Source organism: Streptomyces sp. NPDC026062 (genome assembly GCF_055568375.1).
Window position 1 is genome coordinate 31,968 of record NZ_JBVHOQ010000013.1, and the last position, 15,910, is coordinate 47,877.

Here is a 15,910-nt window from a genome sequence, read left to right on the forward strand (position 1 = left end):
CGTGACCGCGTGCGCAGGCACGTACGCGGCCATGGACGTACGACGAAGGGCCGTCACCCGGATCAGCGGGTGACGGCCCTTCGTCATGGGCGGGTGCGTGGTGCCGCGGCCCATCCGCTCACGCGATGTGCTCGGCCTCCAGCTCGGCGTGGTAGCGGTTCTTGAAGCCCTGGATCAACTGGCGGAGCAGCGCCACGCTGCGCGGGTGCTGCATGTTGTAGCCGTCCGACAGATGTATGTCGAGGGCCTCGATGCTGGGGTACGTGCTGTGCTGCTTCACGAAGTCCGCGAAGACCTTGTAGGCGGTCTCGCTGAACTCCGCGTCCTCCTGCGCCCACTCGTCGGCCCACTCGTCGGCGGCGTCCACGACGGGCGTCGGCTGCTGCCGTACCTGCTCCTGGACCGGGATCTGCTCCTGGACCGGCACCGGGACGGGGACCTGGACCTGCTCCGGGACCTGCCCCTGGACCTGAGCCTGTTCCGGGACCTGCCCCTGGGACTGGATCTGTCCCTGTGCCTGTGGCTGTGGCTGTGGCTGTGCCTGTGGCTGGCCCTGTCCCTGGACCGGGAACTGTCCCTGGGCCTGGCCCTGGATCTGCGCGTTGTCGCCCTCGGGGGTCAGCGGTGAGTGCTCGGTGCGGGGGCCGGGCACGGCGCCGATCGTGCCGACGTTGCCCAGCGGACGGGTACGGCCACCGGGGCCCGACGGGATCATCACCGGACCGTGCTCAACACCCTCGACGTACGCCGGGTCGTAAGAACCCGCGTACGCCCCCTCCTGAACCTGCGCCGCGAACCACGGGCTCTCGTGCGAGCCGGGGCCCTCCACGGGCTGCTGCTGCTCCTCCACCCATTCGCCACCGGCAACCGTCCTGGCGTGCTGCTCCTGCTGGGGGGCGTAGGCGAGTTCGGGCTGCGGGGCGGCTGTCTCCACGGCGGCGGGAGCCGGAGCGGCGGCCTGAGCCGAGGCCGGGGCCGGGGGCAGCAGGGCGGGTTCGATGCCCGCTGCGGCGAGTCCGGCGGGGCCGGTGTCGGCGAGGGGGACGCCGTACTTGGCGAGACGGAGCGGCATGAGGGATTCGACGGGGGCCTTGCGGCGCCAGTTGCGGCCGAAGCGGGCCTGGAGGCGGGCCTGGTAGATCAGCCGGTCCTGTTCGAGCTTGATGACCTGCTCGTAACTGCGCAGCTCCCACAGCTTCATCCGTCGCCACAGCTTGAAGGTGGGGACGGGGGAGAGAAGCCAGCGGGTGAGGCGGACGCCCTCCATGTGCTTGTCGGCCGTGATGTCGGCGATGCGGCCCACCGCGTGGCGGGCGGCCTCGACGGCGACGACGAACAGGATCGGGATGACGGCGTGCATGCCGACGCCGAGCGGGTCGGGCCAGGCGGCTGCGCCGTTGAACGCGATCGTCGCGGCGGTCAGCAGCCAGGCCGTCTGGCGCAGCAGCGGGAACGGGATGCGCAGCCAGGTCAGCAGCAGGTCCAGCGAGAGCAGGACGCAGATGCCCGCGTCGATGCCGATCGGGAAGACCAGCGAGAAGTTCCCGAACCCCTTCTCCAGGGCGAGCTCGCGCACGGCCGCGTACGAGCCCGCGAAACCGATCGCCGCGATGAGCACCGCACCTGCGACCACGAGCCCGATGAGTATCCGGTGCGTACGTGTCAGCTGCATCGCGGCCACCCGCGACCCCTCCCCAATTCTCTGTCTCCGACGTCCGTTCCAGCGGGACGACTTCGAGTTCCGGCGGGCACAGCCTGGCACATGCCTGCGCGGTGCGTTGCGCGGGGAGGGGCGAAGCCCGGTCCTCGGGCGAGGGCCGGGCTTCGCAAGACCGCTTCTTCGGGGGAGGGTTGGGGCGGTCGGCTACCGCTGCCGAACGCCGCTCCCGGATGCCTCGCGGCCGTGCGACGACTGTCCGTTCCGGCGTGCCGTTTCCTTGCGCCTTCCCTTGGCCGTTCCCTTGCGCCGGGTGAGTGCGCCGGGTGAGTGCGCGGGGCGGTCAGTCCGTCTTCGTGGCCGAGGACTTGGCCTTGGCCGTGCTCTCGTCCGTGGCCTTGGCCGTGCTCTCGTCCGTGGTTTTGGCCGTGGTCTTGGCACCGGCCTTGTCCGTGGTCTCGGCTCCGGTCTTGGCCTTGGCGGACTGGGAGGGCTTCGGCGAGCCGCTCGGCTGCGTGTCTCCGTTGGCGGTGGCGACCGAGGCGACCGCCTCCTTGGCGGCCTTCTCGGCGCCCTTCAGGATGTCGGCTGCGGACGGGGTCTTGGCTCCCGCGTAGCCGGCGCCGTTGTAGTTGAGGGTGACGACGACGTTCCCCGTACGGGCGACGATGGTCGCGTACTTGAAGTCCTCGCCCGTCTTGGTGAGGTCGTACGTGATCCGGGTGGCCTGCTCGCCGATGGAGTCGACGGGGGCGGTGGCGAGCTTCTTCGCACCTTCGGCCGCCTGGGCCTTGGCGACCTGCTTCGTGTAGTCCGTACCGGCGCGGTCCGCACCGCTGCCCAGGGCCTGGTCCGAGCTGTAGCGGGTGAAGCCGACGTCGAGCCAGCGGTACTGGGAGCCCTTGATGCCGTTGTCGTCGAGGCCGTTCCACGAGCAGCCGCCCCGGGCGGACGAGTCGCTGGACTTGCCGCGGGTACCGCTCTTGGTCTTGGCCGAGGGCACCAGGGACTTGACCGTCTTCGCGGTGATCGACTTGCACGGGTCGGGCAGCGTGGCGAACCTCGCCGGCGCGACGGCCGGTTCCGTCTTCGTCGCGTCCGGTGCGGCGGACGCGGAGGAGGCGTCGTCCTTCTTGCCGTCGGAGTCCGACGAGCAGCCGGCGACGACGAGCATCACCGGGACGGCGGCGCAGGCGAGTATGCGGGTGAGTCGCGGGGCTGATCGGTGCATGGTTCCTTCACTCGGGTGGAGCGGCGGTCGGGCAGTGCAGGAGGGCCACGGTACGACGGACAGGCGCCGGATGCCGCCTCGGCCGGCAGGCCCGCCGGGCGGCCGGCGCCCCGTCCGGGACGGCCGGGGGCGGGACTATTCGCTGAAGGTGTCGACCAGCTTCTCGCCCAGTGCCTGGGCCTTCTCCTGCAGTTCCTTGCTGTCGGGGACCTCGGTGGAGAGGACCGGCTGCGCGGTGTACTCGATGGTGACGATGACGTTCGATGTGCGGAATACCACGCTCACCGTGCGGTGCTGCGCGGTGGAACCTGCCCGGGTGAGCACATCGTCCAGGAACGCGCTGTCTCCGAGCGTGTCCAGGACGCGGGGCTGAAGATTCTCGGCGGGGCTGCCGGATGTGCCGCCGTCCGAGGCGTCGCCTCCGGCGTCATCCGCGGTGCCGGTCGCGGTGCTGTCCGGGGAGGTGCCGGAGTCCGGCGTCGCGCCCTTCTTCCCGTCCGTACCGCCCTCGCCCTTGGCTCCGGCCTTCCCGCTCCCGGTGGGGGAGCCGCCGGGCGAGGCCGTTCCCTTGTCCGCGTCGTCGGCCGGGAGGGAGGCGGAGGGGAGATCTGCGGCCTCCTCCTTCTTCGCGTACACCTCGCGGGCGCGGTCCTCGTCGCTCACGGACGGGTCGTACGAGACGACGCGCTCGAAGTCGATGGCGACGCTGCTGGAGGCGTCGGGCGCGTCGGACGTCCATCGGCAGCCGACGCGGCGGTCCGTGTCGAAGGTTCCGGCGGGCGTTCCCTCGTACACCTTGTCCTGCTGGGCCTCGGGCAGTTGCGCGGCGCCGGGAAGCAGGTCCTTGAGGGTGGCGAGGGGGATGGCCCGGCAGGCCTCGGGGAGGGTGAGGTACTTGCCCGGGGGCGCGGCGGAGGTGGTCAGGGTGCCGGGCTTGCTGTCGGAGGCGGACACGTCGCCTTCGGTGCCGGCACTACAGCCGGCGACGAGTGCCGCGATCAGCACGGCGCCGGGTACGTACGCCATTCGTCGCACGGTCCTGGGCTCCCTTCGCACGAAAAACGGTTGCCGCTCGCTGGCGGCCGATGGACACAATGTGTATCGCACGCGCCGCTGTGAATGCCGGTCGGCCGACTCATTTGCCGACCTTGGCACCGGTTTTGCGTTTTCAGGCTTTTCGGGGGGATCGAGGAACTATGTCGTATGTAGAGGTGCCGGGTGCCAACGTGCCCATCCGTATGTGGGCCGACCCGGCTTCGGTCGAGGACGTCGCGATGCAGCAGCTGCGCAACGTCGCCACCCTGCCCTGGATCAAGGGGCTCGCCGTGATGCCGGACGTGCACTTCGGCAAGGGCGCCACGGTCGGCTCGGTGATCGCGATGCATGGTGCGGTCTGCCCGGCGGCGGTGGGGGTGGACATCGGCTGCGGAATGTCCGCGGTGAAGACCTCGCTGACCGCCAACGACCTGCCCGGCGACCTGTCCCCGCTCCGCTCGAAGATCGAGCAGGCCATCCCGGTGGGCCGCGGGATGCACGACGATCCGGTGGACCCGGGGCGGCTCCCCGGTCTGGCGGCGAGGGGCTGGGACGACTTCTGGGCGCGGTTCGACGGGGTGGCCGATGCGGTCAAATTCCGTCAGGAACGTGCCATGAAGCAGATGGGAACGCTCGGCGGGGGGAATCACTTCGTCGAGTTCTGTCTCGATGAGGCAGGTTCGGTCTGGCTGATGCTGCACTCCGGGTCTCGGAACATCGGCAAGGAACTCGCCGACTTCCACATCGGCCAGGCGCAGCAGCTGCCGCACAACCAGGGTCTGATCGACCGCGACCTGGCGGTGTTCCTCGCGGGCACCCCGCCGATGCAGGCCTACCGCAGCGACCTCTTCTGGGCGCAGGAGTACGCGAAGCTCAACCGTGCGGTCATGATGACGCTCTTCCAGGATGTGGTCCGCAAGGAGTTCAAGAAGGCCAAAGTGACCTTCGAACCGGTCATCTCCTGTCATCACAACTATGTGGCGGAAGAGCGGTACGAGGGCATGGATCTGCTGGTCACCCGTAAGGGGGCCATCCGGGCCGGCTCGGGTGACTTCGGTATCATCCCGGGCTCGATGGGCACCGGCTCGTACATCGTGAAGGGCCTCGGCAACGAGAAGTCCTTCAACTCGGCCTCGCACGGCGCGGGGCGGAAGATGAGCCGCAACGCGGCCAAGCGGCGCTTCTCGACGAAGGACCTGGAGGATCAGACGCGGGGCGTGGAGTGCCGCAAGGACTCCGGAGTCGTGGACGAGATTCCGGGTGCGTACAAGCCCATCGAGCAGGTCATGCGGCAGCAGCGCGACCTGGTCGAGGTCGTCGCGAAACTGAAGCAGGTCATCTGCGTGAAGGGCTGAACGCGGAGTGCCGGTGGCGGGGTGAGGCTTACAGGGGGAGCCTCACCCCGCGCAGTCGGCTGCGCGCAGGTGCGTTCAGGCCGTGCGGTGGACCTTGGAGTTGGAGGCCTGGGCACGGGGGCGGACCACCAGGAGGTCGATGTTCACGTGGCTGGGGCGGGTGATGGCCCAGGTGATCGTGTCGGCCACGTCGTCCGCGGTGAGGGGGGCGTCGACGCCCGCGTAGACCTTGGCGGCCTTCTCGGTGTCGCCGCGGAAGCGGGTGGTGGCGAACTCGTCCGTCTTCACCATGCCGGGGGCGACCTCGATGACGCGGACCGGGGTGCCGACGATCTCCAGGCGGAGGGTCTCCGCGAGGACGTGCTCGCCGTGCTTGGCGGCCACGTAGCCGCCGCCGCCCTCGTAGGTGGAGAGGCCGGCGGTCGAGGAGAGGATGACCACCGTGCCGTTCCCGCTCGCGGTGAGGGCGGGGAGCAGGGCCTGGGTGACGTTGAGCGTGCCGATGACGTTGGTCTCGTACATCTGGCGCCAGTCCGCCGGGTCCCCGGTGGCCACGGGGTCGGCCCCGAGCGCGCCGCCGGCGTTGTTGACGAGGACGGCGAGGGTGCGGAACGCGGTGGCGAACTCGTCGACCGCGGTGCGGTCGGTGACGTCCAGGGCGTAGGCCGTGGCCTCGTGGCCCGCCTCGGTGATCTCGGCGGCGAGCGCCTCGATGCGGTCCTTGCGGCGGGCGGTCAGCACCACGCGGAAGCCGGCGGCCGCCAGCTGCCGGGCGGTCGCGGCGCCGATGCCGCTGCTTGCTCCGGTGATGACGGCGATGGGGGATGCGGCCATGGCGGGCTCCTCGGACTGCTGGTCGGTACGGGGTCAGGATAGGCAGGGCGCGGTCAGTGGTTGCGGGGGGCGTACATGATCACGGCCATACCGGCGAGGCAGATCAGCGCACCCGTCACGTCCCACCGGTCGGGCCGGTAGCCGTCGGCGGCCATGCCCCAGGCGATCGACCCCACGACGAAGACCCCGCCGTACGCGGCGAGCACCCGCCCGAACTCGCCGTCCGGCTGGAGGGTGGCGGCGAATCCGTAGGTGGCCAGGGCGATGATGCCCCCGCCGATCCAGGCCCAGCCCCGGTGTTCGCGGACCCCCTGCCAGACGAGCCAGGCGCCACCGATCTCGAACAGGGCGGCGACGAGGAAGAGCGCGAGGGAGCGGACCACAGACATGGGGGAAGGGTGTCATGGGCGGGCACCCGAGGACGCGCCGAACCAATCGGTATATATGGATAATTCGGGATGATCTGTATCTTCGGGGCATGGTAGTGATGCGTAAGGCTCTGCTGGGTGTGTCCGCCGCGGCGACGATGGCGTCGGCGGTGGCGCTGGGTGCGGGCGGGACGGCCGACGCCGTCGGCGCGCCCGTCGGTACTCCGGTGGGGCGGAACATCGCGCCGGAGGCGGATGTGTCGCACCACGGGCATGTCTCGTTGGCGGGTGCCTGGCTGGGGGTCGTGCTGCGCAGCGAGAACCGCGGGCCGGTGGACCTGGCCGGAGTCACCGTGCGGCTGCGGGTCTCCGTACCGCTGGCGGATCGCCAGGAGCTGCCGCAGGCCTGCCTGCGGGCCGACCGGGCGACCGTGCTGTGCCGGATGGGTGCCCTGCACGCGGACGGTTCCGAGCAACGGCGGCTCGCCCTCGGGCTGCGGCTCGCGGACCGGCCCACGGAGGTGGTCGTGCGGATCGACACCGTGTGGAACGGCGGGGCGACGGACCGGAACGCGAAGAACAGTGAGCACGAGGTGCTGGCGCTCGCGACGGGTGACGAGTACGTCTTCTGACCGGTCGGCCGACGCGGACGGGGTGGCCCCGCCGTCCGGTCGGCCACCCCGTCGGGGCGTGTGGCTGTCAGGGGCGGGACATGCGGGTCGGTGCCACCGACCCGGCTGCCGCGGATCGCGTGCGGAGCGTGCTGCGCGAGCAGCTGGTCCCGCGTGAGGGTGACGGTGACGGCGGCGCTCCGGCCCCAGGTGTACCGACCCGCGTGCGGTCAGGGCCGGTCGAGCGTGCCCGGTCCGGTCAGGGTGTCGCCGAAATCGCGGACCGCTTCGGTGACGATCGCCTCCAGACGGGCGTGGTGGGCTCCGCGCCAGTACACCCGGCCGCACTCCGTGCACTGGGCGAAGACGTCGTACGACCGCTGCGTACCGTGTTCCAGATGCGTGCTGACGGATTCCTTGTCGGCTGCCGCGAGCGGCCCGTTGCATGCCGTGCACCGCGTCCACGGGGCGAGGACCGGCGCGAAGCGTTCCAGTACGTCACGCAGCTGGGCGTCCGGGCGGTCGCTGTAGACGTACGCCCCCGCCCAGATTTCCCGCCGGTGCAACAGCCCCCGGTCCCGGGAGAGCAGGACCCGCCGCTCGCTCGCCGAGCGGGTGGCCAGGGCGGGGTCGCCGATGTCCTCGCTCTCGTACGCCGCGTCGACCCCGAGCAGCCGCAGTCGCCGCGCGAGCGTGCCGAGGTGGACGTCGAGCAGGAAGCGCAGGGGCGCGCCCGGCACGCTCTGCGGCCGTTGGACGGCTTTCACCTCGACCGTCTCGCCCGCGGCGGGGATGTGTGAGACCGGCACGGGCCGTCCGTCGACGAGGAGCTCTCCGGCCTCGGTGAGCGGAACACCCAGTGATTCGACGACGTGCCCGAGGGTGGACGAGCCGTCGGTGGTCACGGTCGTCCGGCCCCGGCGGCGTTCGTGTGCGACGAAGAGGCGTAGTCCGGGGGCGACTTCGAGGTGGATCTCGGGTCCGTTCACCTGGTCAGGATGTCATTGGGGCGGGGAGCCGGCCACGGGATTCGGGCGCGGGGGCGCAGGTGAGCGGGCGGGCGCTCGCGGGGCGTCGGGCGCGGAGGGCGTCGGTGTGCGCGGAGGCCCTCTGCTCCCGCGTGCGCTTCGGCTCTCCCCGGTCAGCGGTCCGGGTGGAGGTCCAGCCGCCAGTCGTGGGTCAGCAGCGGGTGTCCCGGCGGGTACTCGACCTCGCACTCGCCCATCAGCAGGAATCCCGTCCTGCGGCACACGCCGTTCGACGCACCGTTGTCCACGGACGGGTAGGCGTGCAGGTAGCGGTGCTTGTCCTCGGCGCGTGCCCGCTCGGCCACGGCCGCCGTCGCGATCGACGCGATGCCCCGGCCCTGGAACTCCGCGAGAACGGCCCACCCTGTCTCGTACACCTCCTGGCCCTGCCAGGTGCGCTCCCAGAAGCCGATGGTGCCCACGGCCTCGGCCTCGCCGGGCAGCGCGATGCGGAACATCCTGCCCCGCCCCGTACGGTCCGCGCTCAGCGCGACATAGCGGCCATGACGTCCTATGAGCTGTTCCTCCGACTCCGGGCCGCCCAGGTGATCCATCAGCTCCGGTGCGTTGGCGCGGCGGAGCAGCTCCAGGTCGTTCTCCGACCAGGGCTCGATCCGCACTGAGGATGCTTTGGTCCGCTCCATGTCAGAACTCTAGGACGGGCCACTGACATCGACGTGTGCGAGCACGAGTGCGGGCGTGAGCGCGTTCTGCGGTACGGGCGTGTTCAGCGGGCGGTGAGCATGGTCGGCGGGACGCCGACCGTCGCCGTGAAGTCCCTGACCAGGTGCGCCTGGTCGCTGTACCCGAGTTCCGCGGCGAGCCTCGCCCAGTCCACCGCCGGATCCGACTCGGCGCGCTCCAGCGCCTCGTGGATGCGGTAGCGGAGGATGACCCACTTGGGGCCGACGCCCACATAGGTGGCGAACAGCCGTTGCAGGGACCGCACCGACAGCCCCTCGGCGCGGGCCAGTTCGTCCACGCGGCGGACCGTGCGGTCGGTGCGCACCAGGTCGACCAGGGCCATGGCGCTCTCGGCCTGCGGATCCGGTTCCGGGCCGAGCGCCAGCAGGTACGCGTCGAGCGCCTCGACCCGCGCGTCCTCGTCCCCGGGGTCCAGCACGGCCGACGGCGGGGCGGGTGGCGCGAACACCTCGGCTGCGGGGACCCGGCGCCCCGTCCACTCGGACACCGGCCGGTCCGGTGCGAACGGCCGGAAGCCGCCCGGCCGGAACTGCACACCGCAGACCCGCCCCCGCCCCTCCAGCTTCTGCGTGAAGAGCTCCAGCCCGATGCCCGAGACCTCCGCGAACCCGGCGTCCTCGTCGGCGCAGCCCGCGTACCGCTCGAAGACCAGGTTGACGCTGGGGTGCGGGACCAGCTGGGAGGCGTACGGCTCGCGCAGGTCCCAGTCGATCAGCCAGTAGTGCTCAAGGTAGGGGCGCAGCGCGGGGGCGGGCTCGCGGCGCCGGAAGCGTACGTGCGTGAACAGTTCGGGGGCGTCGACGATGCCCCGGGTGTCGCGTCGGGGACCTTGGGAGCCGGGCATGGCTGCCGATCCTATGACGCGGCGTACTTCGTGTCCCGGCTGTCGCGTTTCTTCAATACGCGGGCCGTCGGCGGATGCATGGTCGAGGCATGAAGAAGATCAGTGAATTGCTGGATGCGGCAGCCGGCAGCGCCCTGCCCGTGGTGCGCGGGATCGACGACAGCCGGCTGGGTGACCCCACACCGTGCGCGGAGTACGACGTCCGTGCGCTGATCAGCCACCTCGTCCAGGTGGTCGTCAACTTCACCGCGCTCGCGGCCCGGGAGGACGCGGAGTTCGGCCGGACCCCGGACGCGGTCACCGGGGACTGGCGGAACCGCTTCGGTGAGCAGACCGCCGCGCTGGTGGCCGCGTGGGCGGTGCCGGGCGCCGACGAGGGGACCGCGGGTTCCATGGGGTTTCCCGCCCGGACCGTGGGTCACATGGTGCTCGGTGATCTGACCGTGCACGCCTGGGACCTGGCGCGCGCCACCGGCCAGGAGTTCGTGCCGGACGCGGCCGTGGTGGACGAGATCGTCCCCGCCATGGAGGGAATGGCCCCGAAGGCCCGCGAGGCGAAGATGTTCGGCGAGCCCTTCCCCGTACCGGACGGTGCTAGCCCCTTTGCGCGGGTGCTGGCGCTGACCGGTCGTGACCCCGAGTGGCAGCCGCCCCGGGGGTGATGCCGGTGGCCGGAATGTGCGTGTCCGCCGACGTGGGGCCGTCGTAGAGCGTGCCGAGGGACGCGTAGGCGCTGTCCACGATCCGCTCGGCGTCGACGAGCATCGCGCGTTCGGCGAGGCGGGCGGCCTGGTGCGTGTACGGGGACGGCGGCGCCGGGTGACGCCGCCGCCACCAGCTCGCACACACCGCGTAGCTGCCGCTGGCGAAGATCAGCACGGGAATGGAAAGCGCCGGCAGCGTGTCGCCCACGGCAGGCCCCCTTCAGAGTCGATGCCTCCAGCATCGGCAGGTTCGACAGGTCAGCTGAAGATCATTCTTCGGCCAATGAATGGCCTGATACGACTGGCTGACGGACGCCCTTCGTGCGGGTGGGCGGCGGGGGTCGCGTGTGCGGGGCCGCGTCTCCGGCGGGAGTGTGTTCAGCGGGACGTGTGTTGGGCGGGAGTGTGTTCAGCGGGCGAGCCGGCTTCGCCGCGGCCGTTCCCGGATGTGCCGGGGAGCTCGGTCGGCGGGGGGTGCGGGGACCGGAAGGTGAACGCCCCGGGGCCCTCCCCGGCATCGCGGATCAGTGCGATGCGGTCCATCGCCTCGCCGATGCTCGGGCGGTGACCTGCCGGGACCCACCACAGTGCGTGGTGGAAGTCGGCCAGCCGCTCGAACCATTCCCGGCGGCGCGCCAGCACCTTGAGGTGATCGCTGCGGTATGTGAAGTTCCGCAGCGCCTCGACCGATTCCCAGACCGAGCAGTTGATCAGGAGCATGTCGTCGTCGCTCTCGGGGCGCAGGTCCGTCGCGTCGGACCCGCTGTCGTCGACCATGCGCCAGACGAAGCCGGGAGCCTGATCGGCGACCGCGTTGATCTCCGGGAGCTGGGCCACGAAGTCGGCCAGCTGGGGGCTGTCGAGCGGGGCGAGGATGCGCCCGACGTTGACCTGGGCAAGGTGGAATTGGCTCACGGGGGCAAGCATGCCCGGGTGAGCCTTCTAAAGTCAACGGATGCTTTTTTTAGACTTCGGGTGCGACCTCGGGCGCGACCTCGGGTGCGGCCTGGGGGGTCACTCCGGATGCGGGTTCAGGTGCGGGTTCAGGTGCGGGTTCGGGTTCGGGTGTGGCATCGGGCGTGGCTTCGAGAGATACGCAGCAGCCGCGCGGCAGCGGATCCATCGCGGCGCGCCAGTCCCTGCCGCCCGGCAGCCCGGCGAGCAGGCCCTCGATCCCGGCCAGGTTCATCCCGCAGACCAGGGCGGGGAACTGATCGGCCAGCGCGTGGAACGGGCAGTTGCTCAGCCGCACCTTCCCGCCGTCCCGGAACGGTTCGTAACCGCGTGACCGCAGGGCCTCGACCGGATCCTTCGCACTGTCCGAAGTGCCCCCCTCGGCCTCCCCGGCCGCCCTTGCCGCCGCCTGGAGTTCACCGTCGAGCCCGGCCCGCTCCACCACCTCGGCCAGGAGCCGGCTCGCCGTGTCGTAGGACCGGGGCGGCACCGAGACCGTGCGCTCGCCCTCGGCCCTCCGGTACAGCTTCGACGGCCGCCCGGCGCCCGGACCGCTGCGGCCCGAAAGCCGTCGGAAGCGCACGTCGAGCAGTCCGGCCTCGACCAGTTTGTCCAGATGGAAGGCGGCCAGCGAGCGGGAGACCCCGACCGCCTCGGCCGCGGCGTCCCGCCCCACGTCCCCCGGTGTCCCGGTGACGTGCCGGTACAGTCCGCGCCGCACCGGATCCCCCAGTACGACCAACGCCTCCAGGGCGGCATCCTCGCTGCTCACGGCCTAATTCTATAACCAACGACGATTGACGCCGCTGGGCCGCGGAGGCGTGGGAAGCGGAGGCGTACGGAGCGAAGTCGGAGTATCCGGCGCGCCCGTCCGTGCGTCAGGCCGCCAGGGGCACGTCACACGCGCAGTGGCGGAATTCCAGACCGAGTTCGCGGTCCACGGCCGCGCTCGAACGCGTGGCGGCTTCGGCGACCTTCTCCCAGGAGCCGTACTTCATGTAGAGCTGATCCGCTGTCGGGCCGAGCGGGTTGCCGTACTTCTTCTGATTGCGCGCCTCCAGCTCCGCGACCTGTTCCGGAGTCATGCCGGCGCGGACGATGTCCTTGGCGTCGTTGCGCATCTGGACCAGGGTGCGGGCGATGTCCTCCTCCGAGCGCCCCTCGGCACGCATGGCGCACTCCTGGCGCTCCATGTCGGCCAGGAGCTGGTGGTAGCGCATCCGCTGGTCGCGGGCGATCTCGCGTTCCTCCGGGGTCTCGCTCCGGATCAGACACACGACCGGTTCGGGGCTGGTGCAGTCACCGTGGTCGGGGGCGGCCTGGGAGACCGGGGCGACGATGACCGAGCCGCAGCCGGCGGACGACCGGCACGGATGTGCGGTGTACGCGGCGGCGGAGGTGGTCTGCAGGGGGAGGAAGGCGGCTTGGGCGACCAGCAGCGTGGGAACCACGCGGCGGGCCAGCGAGCGCAGGCTGGTCCATGACATGCGCTCATCGTTGGGCAGCCGGGCGTGCGACCGGAGCAGGACGAGGCCGAAGTCCTCCCCGCAGGCGGCCGAGACCACTCTGCCGAGTGAAGCGAGCCGGTGGCGCAGGCGCAGGCGCAGGCGCAGGCGGCGCCGCCTCCGGACCGCTGCCCCGTCCGGCCGGTCTCGTTGCGCGTGCTGCGGATTCAGCGTGCCGCCGGCTGCCCCGCCGCCACCCGGAACGCCGGCACGGAGAGCGGCGGAGCCGTACGCCCCTACCTGGACCGGCAGGCTGTACCCCCTCTACCTGGACCGGCGGAGCCGTACGCCCCTGAACTCGGCCGGCAGAACTCAGGGTTCAGGGTTCAGGGCCACACCAGGCAGTACGCCTGGTGTCCCGCGTCGTGCAGACGATGGCTGAAATCTTGCCATTCGTGCAGCAGTTGGTAGACGTTGAACGCGTCACGCGGGCCACCCCGGTCCGGGACCGTCGACCAGATGAAGGCCGCGGCGCCCACGGACTCCTCGCCCACGTCGCGCAGCGGGTCCACGACCGTCATGGGGAGCTTGACCACCGCGTAGTCGGGGTGCAGGACGACCAGCTCCAGCGGCGGGACCTTGTGCAGAGGTATGCCCTGTATGCCGGTGAGGACCATCGCGGCCACCGTCTCCGGCTTGATCTTGGTGAACATGCCGCCCATGCCCAGCTCGTCGCCGCCGAGCTCCTCGGGGCGCATGGAAATGGGCACGCGTGCGGCCGTGGCCCCGTCGGGAGCCCCGAAATACTTGTAGGTCACCCCCACCCGACCGCCACTCCTGCTTCCGGCCCCGGCCGGCCCGCCGGCGGCCTGTGTGCCCTGCTTCCGCTCAGCCTCGCGCCGGTGCCGACCTCGCCGGGCAGGCTCGGGCCCCAGGTCGTCGGTCCCTTCGCCCACTCCGCCACCGCGATGCATATCTCATCCACCCGACTACTAACTAGGAGACACAGCCCCCGCCGCGCAACCCGATCATCGTGTCAGTGACCTCCCCCGCGGGCGTGCGGTGAAACACCTGTCCGCAAGTCCGTCCGCGGCTCTGACACCATGGCATGTGTGAGCTTTCCCAATGACGCCCCAGTTTCGCAGACGCTTTTCGACCGCGCGTCCCTCGTGACGCCCGGTGGCGTGAACTCTCCTGTACGTGCCTTCCGGGCCGTGGGCGGTACGCCCCGCTTCATGGTGTCCGGCAAGGGTCCGTACCTCACTGATGCCGACGGTCGTGAGTATGTCGACCTCGTGTGCTCGTGGGGGCCGATGATTCTCGGCCATTCCCACCCCGATGTCATCGCCGCCGTCCAGGAGGCCGTCGCCCGCGGCACCTCGTTCGGTACGCCCGGCGAGGGCGAGGTCGCGCTCGCCGAGGAGATCGTGGCCCGGGTCGAGCCCGTGGAGCAGGTGCGGCTCGTGTCGTCCGGCACCGAGGCGACCATGTCCGCGATCCGCCTCGCCCGAGGGTTCACCGGCCGGGCGAAGATCGTGAAGTTCGCCGGCTGCTACCACGGTCACGTCGACGCGCTGCTCGCCGCCGCCGGGTCCGGGGTGGCGACCTTCGGGCTGCCGGACACGCCGGGTGTCACCGGCGCCCAGGCCGGCGACACGATCGTGCTGCCGTACAACGACCTGGAGGCCGTACGGGCCGCGTTCGCCGCGCAGCCCGGCGAGATCGCCTGTGTGATCACCGAGGCCTCGCCGGGCAACATGGGCGTCGTGCCGCCGCTGGACGGCTTCAACGCGGGGCTCAAGGAGATCTGTGCCGCCAACGGCGCGCTCTACATCTCCGACGAGGTCATGACCGGATTCCGTACGTCGAAGGCCGGCTGGTTCGGCATCGACGGGGTGCGGCCCGACCTGATGACGTTCGGCAAGGTGATGGGCGGCGGCTTCCCGGCCGCGGCGTTCGGCGGCCGTGCCGACGTCATGGCGCACCTGGCGCCCGTCGGCCCCGTCTACCAGGCGGGCACCCTCTCCGGTAACCCGGTCGCCACCGCCGCCGGTCTCGCCCAGCTGCGTCTGCTGGACGACGCCGCGTACGCGAAGGTCGACGCGGTCTCCGCGGAGATCCGGGGACTGGTGAGCCGGGCCCTGGACAAGGAAGGCGTCGCGCACACCGTGCAGGCGGCGAGCAACATGTTCTCCGTCTTCTTCACGGACGGCCCGGTCCGCAGCTACGACGACGCCAAGCGGCAGGAAGCCTTCCGCTTCACGGCGTTCTTCCACTCGATGCTGGCGCAGGGTGTCTATCTCCCGCCGTCCGCGTTCGAGTCGTGGTTCGTCTCGACCGCCCACGACACCCGGGCCGTCGAGCGGATCGCCGCCGCGCTGCCCGCCGCAGCCCGCGCCGCATCGGAGGCCACCGCATGAGCGAGACCAGCAGCAGCACCGGACGCAAGGACATCACCGTCGTCCACCTGATGCGCCACGGAGAGGTGCACAACCCGGAGGGCGTGCTGTACGGGCGCCGTCCCGGCTACCACCTCTCCGAGCTCGGCCGGCAGATGGCCGACCGGGTCGCCGAGCACCTGGACAAGCGCGACATCACACATGTCGTCGCCTCCCCGCTGGAGCGGGCGCAGGAGACGGCGACGCCGATCGCCAAGACGCACGGCCTGGACCTCGCCACCGACGAGCGGCTCATCGAGGCCGCCAACGTCTTCGAGGGCAAGACCTTCGGTGTCGGCGACGGGGCGCTGCGCAAGCCGGACAACTGGAAGCATCTGACGAATCCGTTCCGCCCGTCGTGGGGCGAGCCGTACGTCGAGCAGGTCGTACGGATGATGAGCGCCCTGGACGCGGCGCGCGACGCGGCCCGCGGTCACGAGGCGGTGTGCGTCAGCCACCAGCTGCCGATCTGGATCGTCCGCAGCTTCGTCGAGCGGCGGCGGCTGTGGCACGACCCGCGCAAGCGGCAGTGCACGCTCGCGTCGCTGACCAGCTTCACGTACCAGGGCGACAAGATCGTGTCGGTCGGGTATTCGGAACCGGCCCGGGACCTGGTGCCGGCGCATCTGCTGGCGGGGGCGAAGCCGGTGAAGGGCGCGTCGAAGGGGTTCGGCGCGTAGCCGGCGCCGTTGGCCGGGGTC

At 71.0% G+C, this 15,910-nt stretch carries 18 protein-coding genes; 5 read left to right on the forward strand and 13 right to left on the reverse strand.

What is annotated here, in order from left to right; translation table 11 throughout:
• Positions 1-118: 118 nt before the first annotated feature.
• The 3 genes from ACZ4LX_RS14330 to ACZ4LX_RS14340 form a co-directional block, all read right to left on the reverse strand.
• A complete protein-coding gene (locus ACZ4LX_RS14330) occupies positions 119-1,672 on the reverse strand; it encodes a DUF2637 domain-containing protein (protein ID WP_467649991.1) in 1,554 nt (517 codons plus the stop codon).
• 328 nt (positions 1,673-2,000) lie between these two features.
• Positions 2,001-2,888 carry a DUF3558 family protein gene (locus ACZ4LX_RS14335; RefSeq protein ID WP_467649992.1) on the reverse strand — a complete coding sequence of 296 codons (888 nt, stop codon included), beginning with the start codon at positions 2,886-2,888 and terminating at the stop codon, positions 2,001-2,003.
• 135 nt (positions 2,889-3,023) lie between these two features.
• Positions 3,024-3,914 (reverse strand): prolipoprotein diacylglyceryl transferase, encoded by an 891-nt coding sequence (locus ACZ4LX_RS14340; protein WP_467649993.1) that lies wholly within the window; start codon positions 3,912-3,914, stop codon positions 3,024-3,026.
• A 170-nt stretch (positions 3,915-4,084) separates the two neighbouring features.
• Here ACZ4LX_RS14340 and ACZ4LX_RS14345 point away from each other — a divergent pair, with 170 nt between their 5' ends.
• Positions 4,085-5,278, forward strand: coding sequence for an RtcB family protein (locus ACZ4LX_RS14345; RefSeq protein ID WP_467649994.1), 1,194 nt, complete (start codon positions 4,085-4,087; stop codon positions 5,276-5,278).
• 75 nt (positions 5,279-5,353) lie between these two features.
• Here ACZ4LX_RS14345 and ACZ4LX_RS14350 read toward each other — a convergent pair whose 3' ends face one another.
• Positions 5,354-6,112 carry an SDR family NAD(P)-dependent oxidoreductase gene (locus tag ACZ4LX_RS14350; protein ID WP_467649995.1) on the reverse strand — a complete coding sequence of 253 codons (759 nt, stop codon included), beginning with the start codon at positions 6,110-6,112 and terminating at the stop codon, positions 5,354-5,356.
• A 53-nt stretch (positions 6,113-6,165) separates the two neighbouring features.
• Positions 6,166-6,501, reverse strand: a complete 336-nt coding sequence (locus ACZ4LX_RS14355) for a YnfA family protein (protein ID WP_467649996.1) — start codon at positions 6,499-6,501, stop codon at positions 6,166-6,168.
• An 89-nt stretch (positions 6,502-6,590) separates the two neighbouring features.
• On the opposite strand from ACZ4LX_RS14355, the gene ACZ4LX_RS14360 reads away from it, so the two are divergent.
• A complete protein-coding gene (locus ACZ4LX_RS14360) occupies positions 6,591-7,112 on the forward strand; it encodes a hypothetical protein (RefSeq protein ID WP_467649997.1) in 522 nt (173 codons plus the stop codon).
• A 209-nt stretch (positions 7,113-7,321) separates the two neighbouring features.
• Here the strand turns inward: ACZ4LX_RS14360 and ACZ4LX_RS14365 are convergent, their stop codons facing one another.
• The 3 genes from ACZ4LX_RS14365 to ACZ4LX_RS14375 all read right to left on the reverse strand — a co-directional run bounded on the left by ACZ4LX_RS14365 (position 7,322) and on the right by ACZ4LX_RS14375 (position 9,668).
• On the reverse strand, positions 7,322-8,080 hold the full coding sequence (locus ACZ4LX_RS14365) for a Mut7-C RNAse domain-containing protein (RefSeq protein WP_467649998.1): 759 nt from the start codon (positions 8,078-8,080) through the stop codon (positions 7,322-7,324).
• A 152-nt stretch (positions 8,081-8,232) separates the two neighbouring features.
• Complete coding sequence (locus tag ACZ4LX_RS14370) at positions 8,233-8,763, reverse strand: GNAT family N-acetyltransferase (protein WP_467649999.1); 531 nt, start codon at positions 8,761-8,763, stop codon at positions 8,233-8,235.
• An 83-nt stretch (positions 8,764-8,846) separates the two neighbouring features.
• Positions 8,847-9,668, reverse strand: coding sequence for a DUF6597 domain-containing transcriptional factor (locus ACZ4LX_RS14375; protein WP_467650000.1), 822 nt, complete (start codon positions 9,666-9,668; stop codon positions 8,847-8,849).
• 89 nt (positions 9,669-9,757) lie between these two features.
• Between ACZ4LX_RS14375 and ACZ4LX_RS14380 the strand changes: the two genes are divergently transcribed.
• Positions 9,758-10,330 carry a TIGR03086 family metal-binding protein gene (locus tag ACZ4LX_RS14380; RefSeq protein ID WP_467650001.1) on the forward strand — a complete coding sequence of 191 codons (573 nt, stop codon included), beginning with the start codon at positions 9,758-9,760 and terminating at the stop codon, positions 10,328-10,330.
• On the opposite strand, the gene ACZ4LX_RS14385 is transcribed toward ACZ4LX_RS14380, so the two are convergent.
• The 5 genes from ACZ4LX_RS14385 to ACZ4LX_RS14405 all read right to left on the reverse strand — a co-directional run bounded on the left by ACZ4LX_RS14385 (position 10,263) and on the right by ACZ4LX_RS14405 (position 13,745).
• Positions 10,263-10,580, reverse strand: a complete 318-nt coding sequence (locus ACZ4LX_RS14385) for a hypothetical protein (RefSeq protein ID WP_467650002.1) — start codon at positions 10,578-10,580, stop codon at positions 10,263-10,265. The two genes, ACZ4LX_RS14380 and ACZ4LX_RS14385, sit on opposite strands and share 68 nt — an antisense overlap.
• A 170-nt stretch (positions 10,581-10,750) precedes the next feature.
• Complete coding sequence (locus tag ACZ4LX_RS14390) at positions 10,751-11,287, reverse strand: DUF3291 domain-containing protein (RefSeq protein WP_467650003.1); 537 nt, start codon at positions 11,285-11,287, stop codon at positions 10,751-10,753.
• Positions 11,288-11,336: 49 nt separating this feature from the next.
• Positions 11,337-12,098, reverse strand: coding sequence for a helix-turn-helix transcriptional regulator (locus tag ACZ4LX_RS14395; RefSeq protein ID WP_467650004.1), 762 nt, complete (start codon positions 12,096-12,098; stop codon positions 11,337-11,339).
• A gap of 106 nt (positions 12,099-12,204) precedes the next feature.
• The gene (locus ACZ4LX_RS14400; RefSeq protein WP_467650031.1) at positions 12,205-12,813 is read right to left on the reverse strand and encodes a hypothetical protein; all 609 of its coding nucleotides are present in this window, start codon (positions 12,811-12,813) and stop codon (positions 12,205-12,207) included.
• A gap of 344 nt (positions 12,814-13,157) precedes the next feature.
• The gene (locus ACZ4LX_RS14405) at positions 13,158-13,745 is read right to left on the reverse strand and encodes a hypothetical protein (RefSeq protein ID WP_467650006.1); all 588 of its coding nucleotides are present in this window, start codon (positions 13,743-13,745) and stop codon (positions 13,158-13,160) included.
• A 129-nt stretch (positions 13,746-13,874) separates the two neighbouring features.
• On the opposite strand from ACZ4LX_RS14405, the gene hemL reads away from it, so the two are divergent.
• Positions 13,875-15,191 (forward strand): glutamate-1-semialdehyde 2,1-aminomutase, encoded by a 1,317-nt coding sequence (hemL, locus tag ACZ4LX_RS14410; RefSeq protein ID WP_467650007.1) that lies wholly within the window; start codon positions 13,875-13,877, stop codon positions 15,189-15,191.
• On the forward strand, positions 15,188-15,889 hold the full coding sequence (locus ACZ4LX_RS14415) for a histidine phosphatase family protein (protein ID WP_467650008.1): 702 nt from the start codon (positions 15,188-15,190) through the stop codon (positions 15,887-15,889). The genes hemL and ACZ4LX_RS14415 overlap by 4 nt, the downstream gene beginning before the upstream one ends.
• Positions 15,890-15,910: the final 21 nt, after the last annotated feature.

Excerpts from the sequence above, each read along its gene's own strand:
- ACZ4LX_RS14330 (WP_467649991.1), bottom strand. The coding sequence starts at position 1,672 with ATGCAGCTGACACGTACGCACCGGATACTCATCGGGCTCGTGGTCGCA.
- ACZ4LX_RS14335 (WP_467649992.1), bottom strand. The coding sequence starts at position 2,888 with ATGCACCGATCAGCCCCGCGACTCACCCGCATACTCGCCTGCGCCGCC.
- ACZ4LX_RS14340 (WP_467649993.1), bottom strand. The coding sequence starts at position 3,914 with ATGGCGTACGTACCCGGCGCCGTGCTGATCGCGGCACTCGTCGCCGGC.
- ACZ4LX_RS14345 (WP_467649994.1), top strand. The coding sequence starts at position 4,085 with ATGTCGTATGTAGAGGTGCCGGGTGCCAACGTGCCCATCCGTATGTGG.
- ACZ4LX_RS14350 (WP_467649995.1), bottom strand. The coding sequence starts at position 6,112 with ATGGCCGCATCCCCCATCGCCGTCATCACCGGAGCAAGCAGCGGCATC.
- ACZ4LX_RS14355 (WP_467649996.1), bottom strand. The coding sequence starts at position 6,501 with ATGTCTGTGGTCCGCTCCCTCGCGCTCTTCCTCGTCGCCGCCCTGTTC.
- ACZ4LX_RS14360 (WP_467649997.1), top strand. The coding sequence starts at position 6,591 with ATGGTAGTGATGCGTAAGGCTCTGCTGGGTGTGTCCGCCGCGGCGACG.
- ACZ4LX_RS14370 (WP_467649999.1), bottom strand. The coding sequence starts at position 8,763 with ATGGAGCGGACCAAAGCATCCTCAGTGCGGATCGAGCCCTGGTCGGAG.
- ACZ4LX_RS14375 (WP_467650000.1), bottom strand. The coding sequence starts at position 9,668 with ATGCCCGGCTCCCAAGGTCCCCGACGCGACACCCGGGGCATCGTCGAC.
- ACZ4LX_RS14380 (WP_467650001.1), top strand. The coding sequence starts at position 9,758 with ATGAAGAAGATCAGTGAATTGCTGGATGCGGCAGCCGGCAGCGCCCTG.
- ACZ4LX_RS14400 (WP_467650031.1), bottom strand. The coding sequence starts at position 12,813 with ATGTCATGGACCAGCCTGCGCTCGCTGGCCCGCCGCGTGGTTCCCACG.
- ACZ4LX_RS14405 (WP_467650006.1), bottom strand. The coding sequence starts at position 13,745 with ATGCATCGCGGTGGCGGAGTGGGCGAAGGGACCGACGACCTGGGGCCC.
- hemL (WP_467650007.1), top strand. The coding sequence starts at position 13,875 with ATGGCATGTGTGAGCTTTCCCAATGACGCCCCAGTTTCGCAGACGCTT.
- ACZ4LX_RS14415 (WP_467650008.1), top strand. The coding sequence starts at position 15,188 with ATGAGCGAGACCAGCAGCAGCACCGGACGCAAGGACATCACCGTCGTC.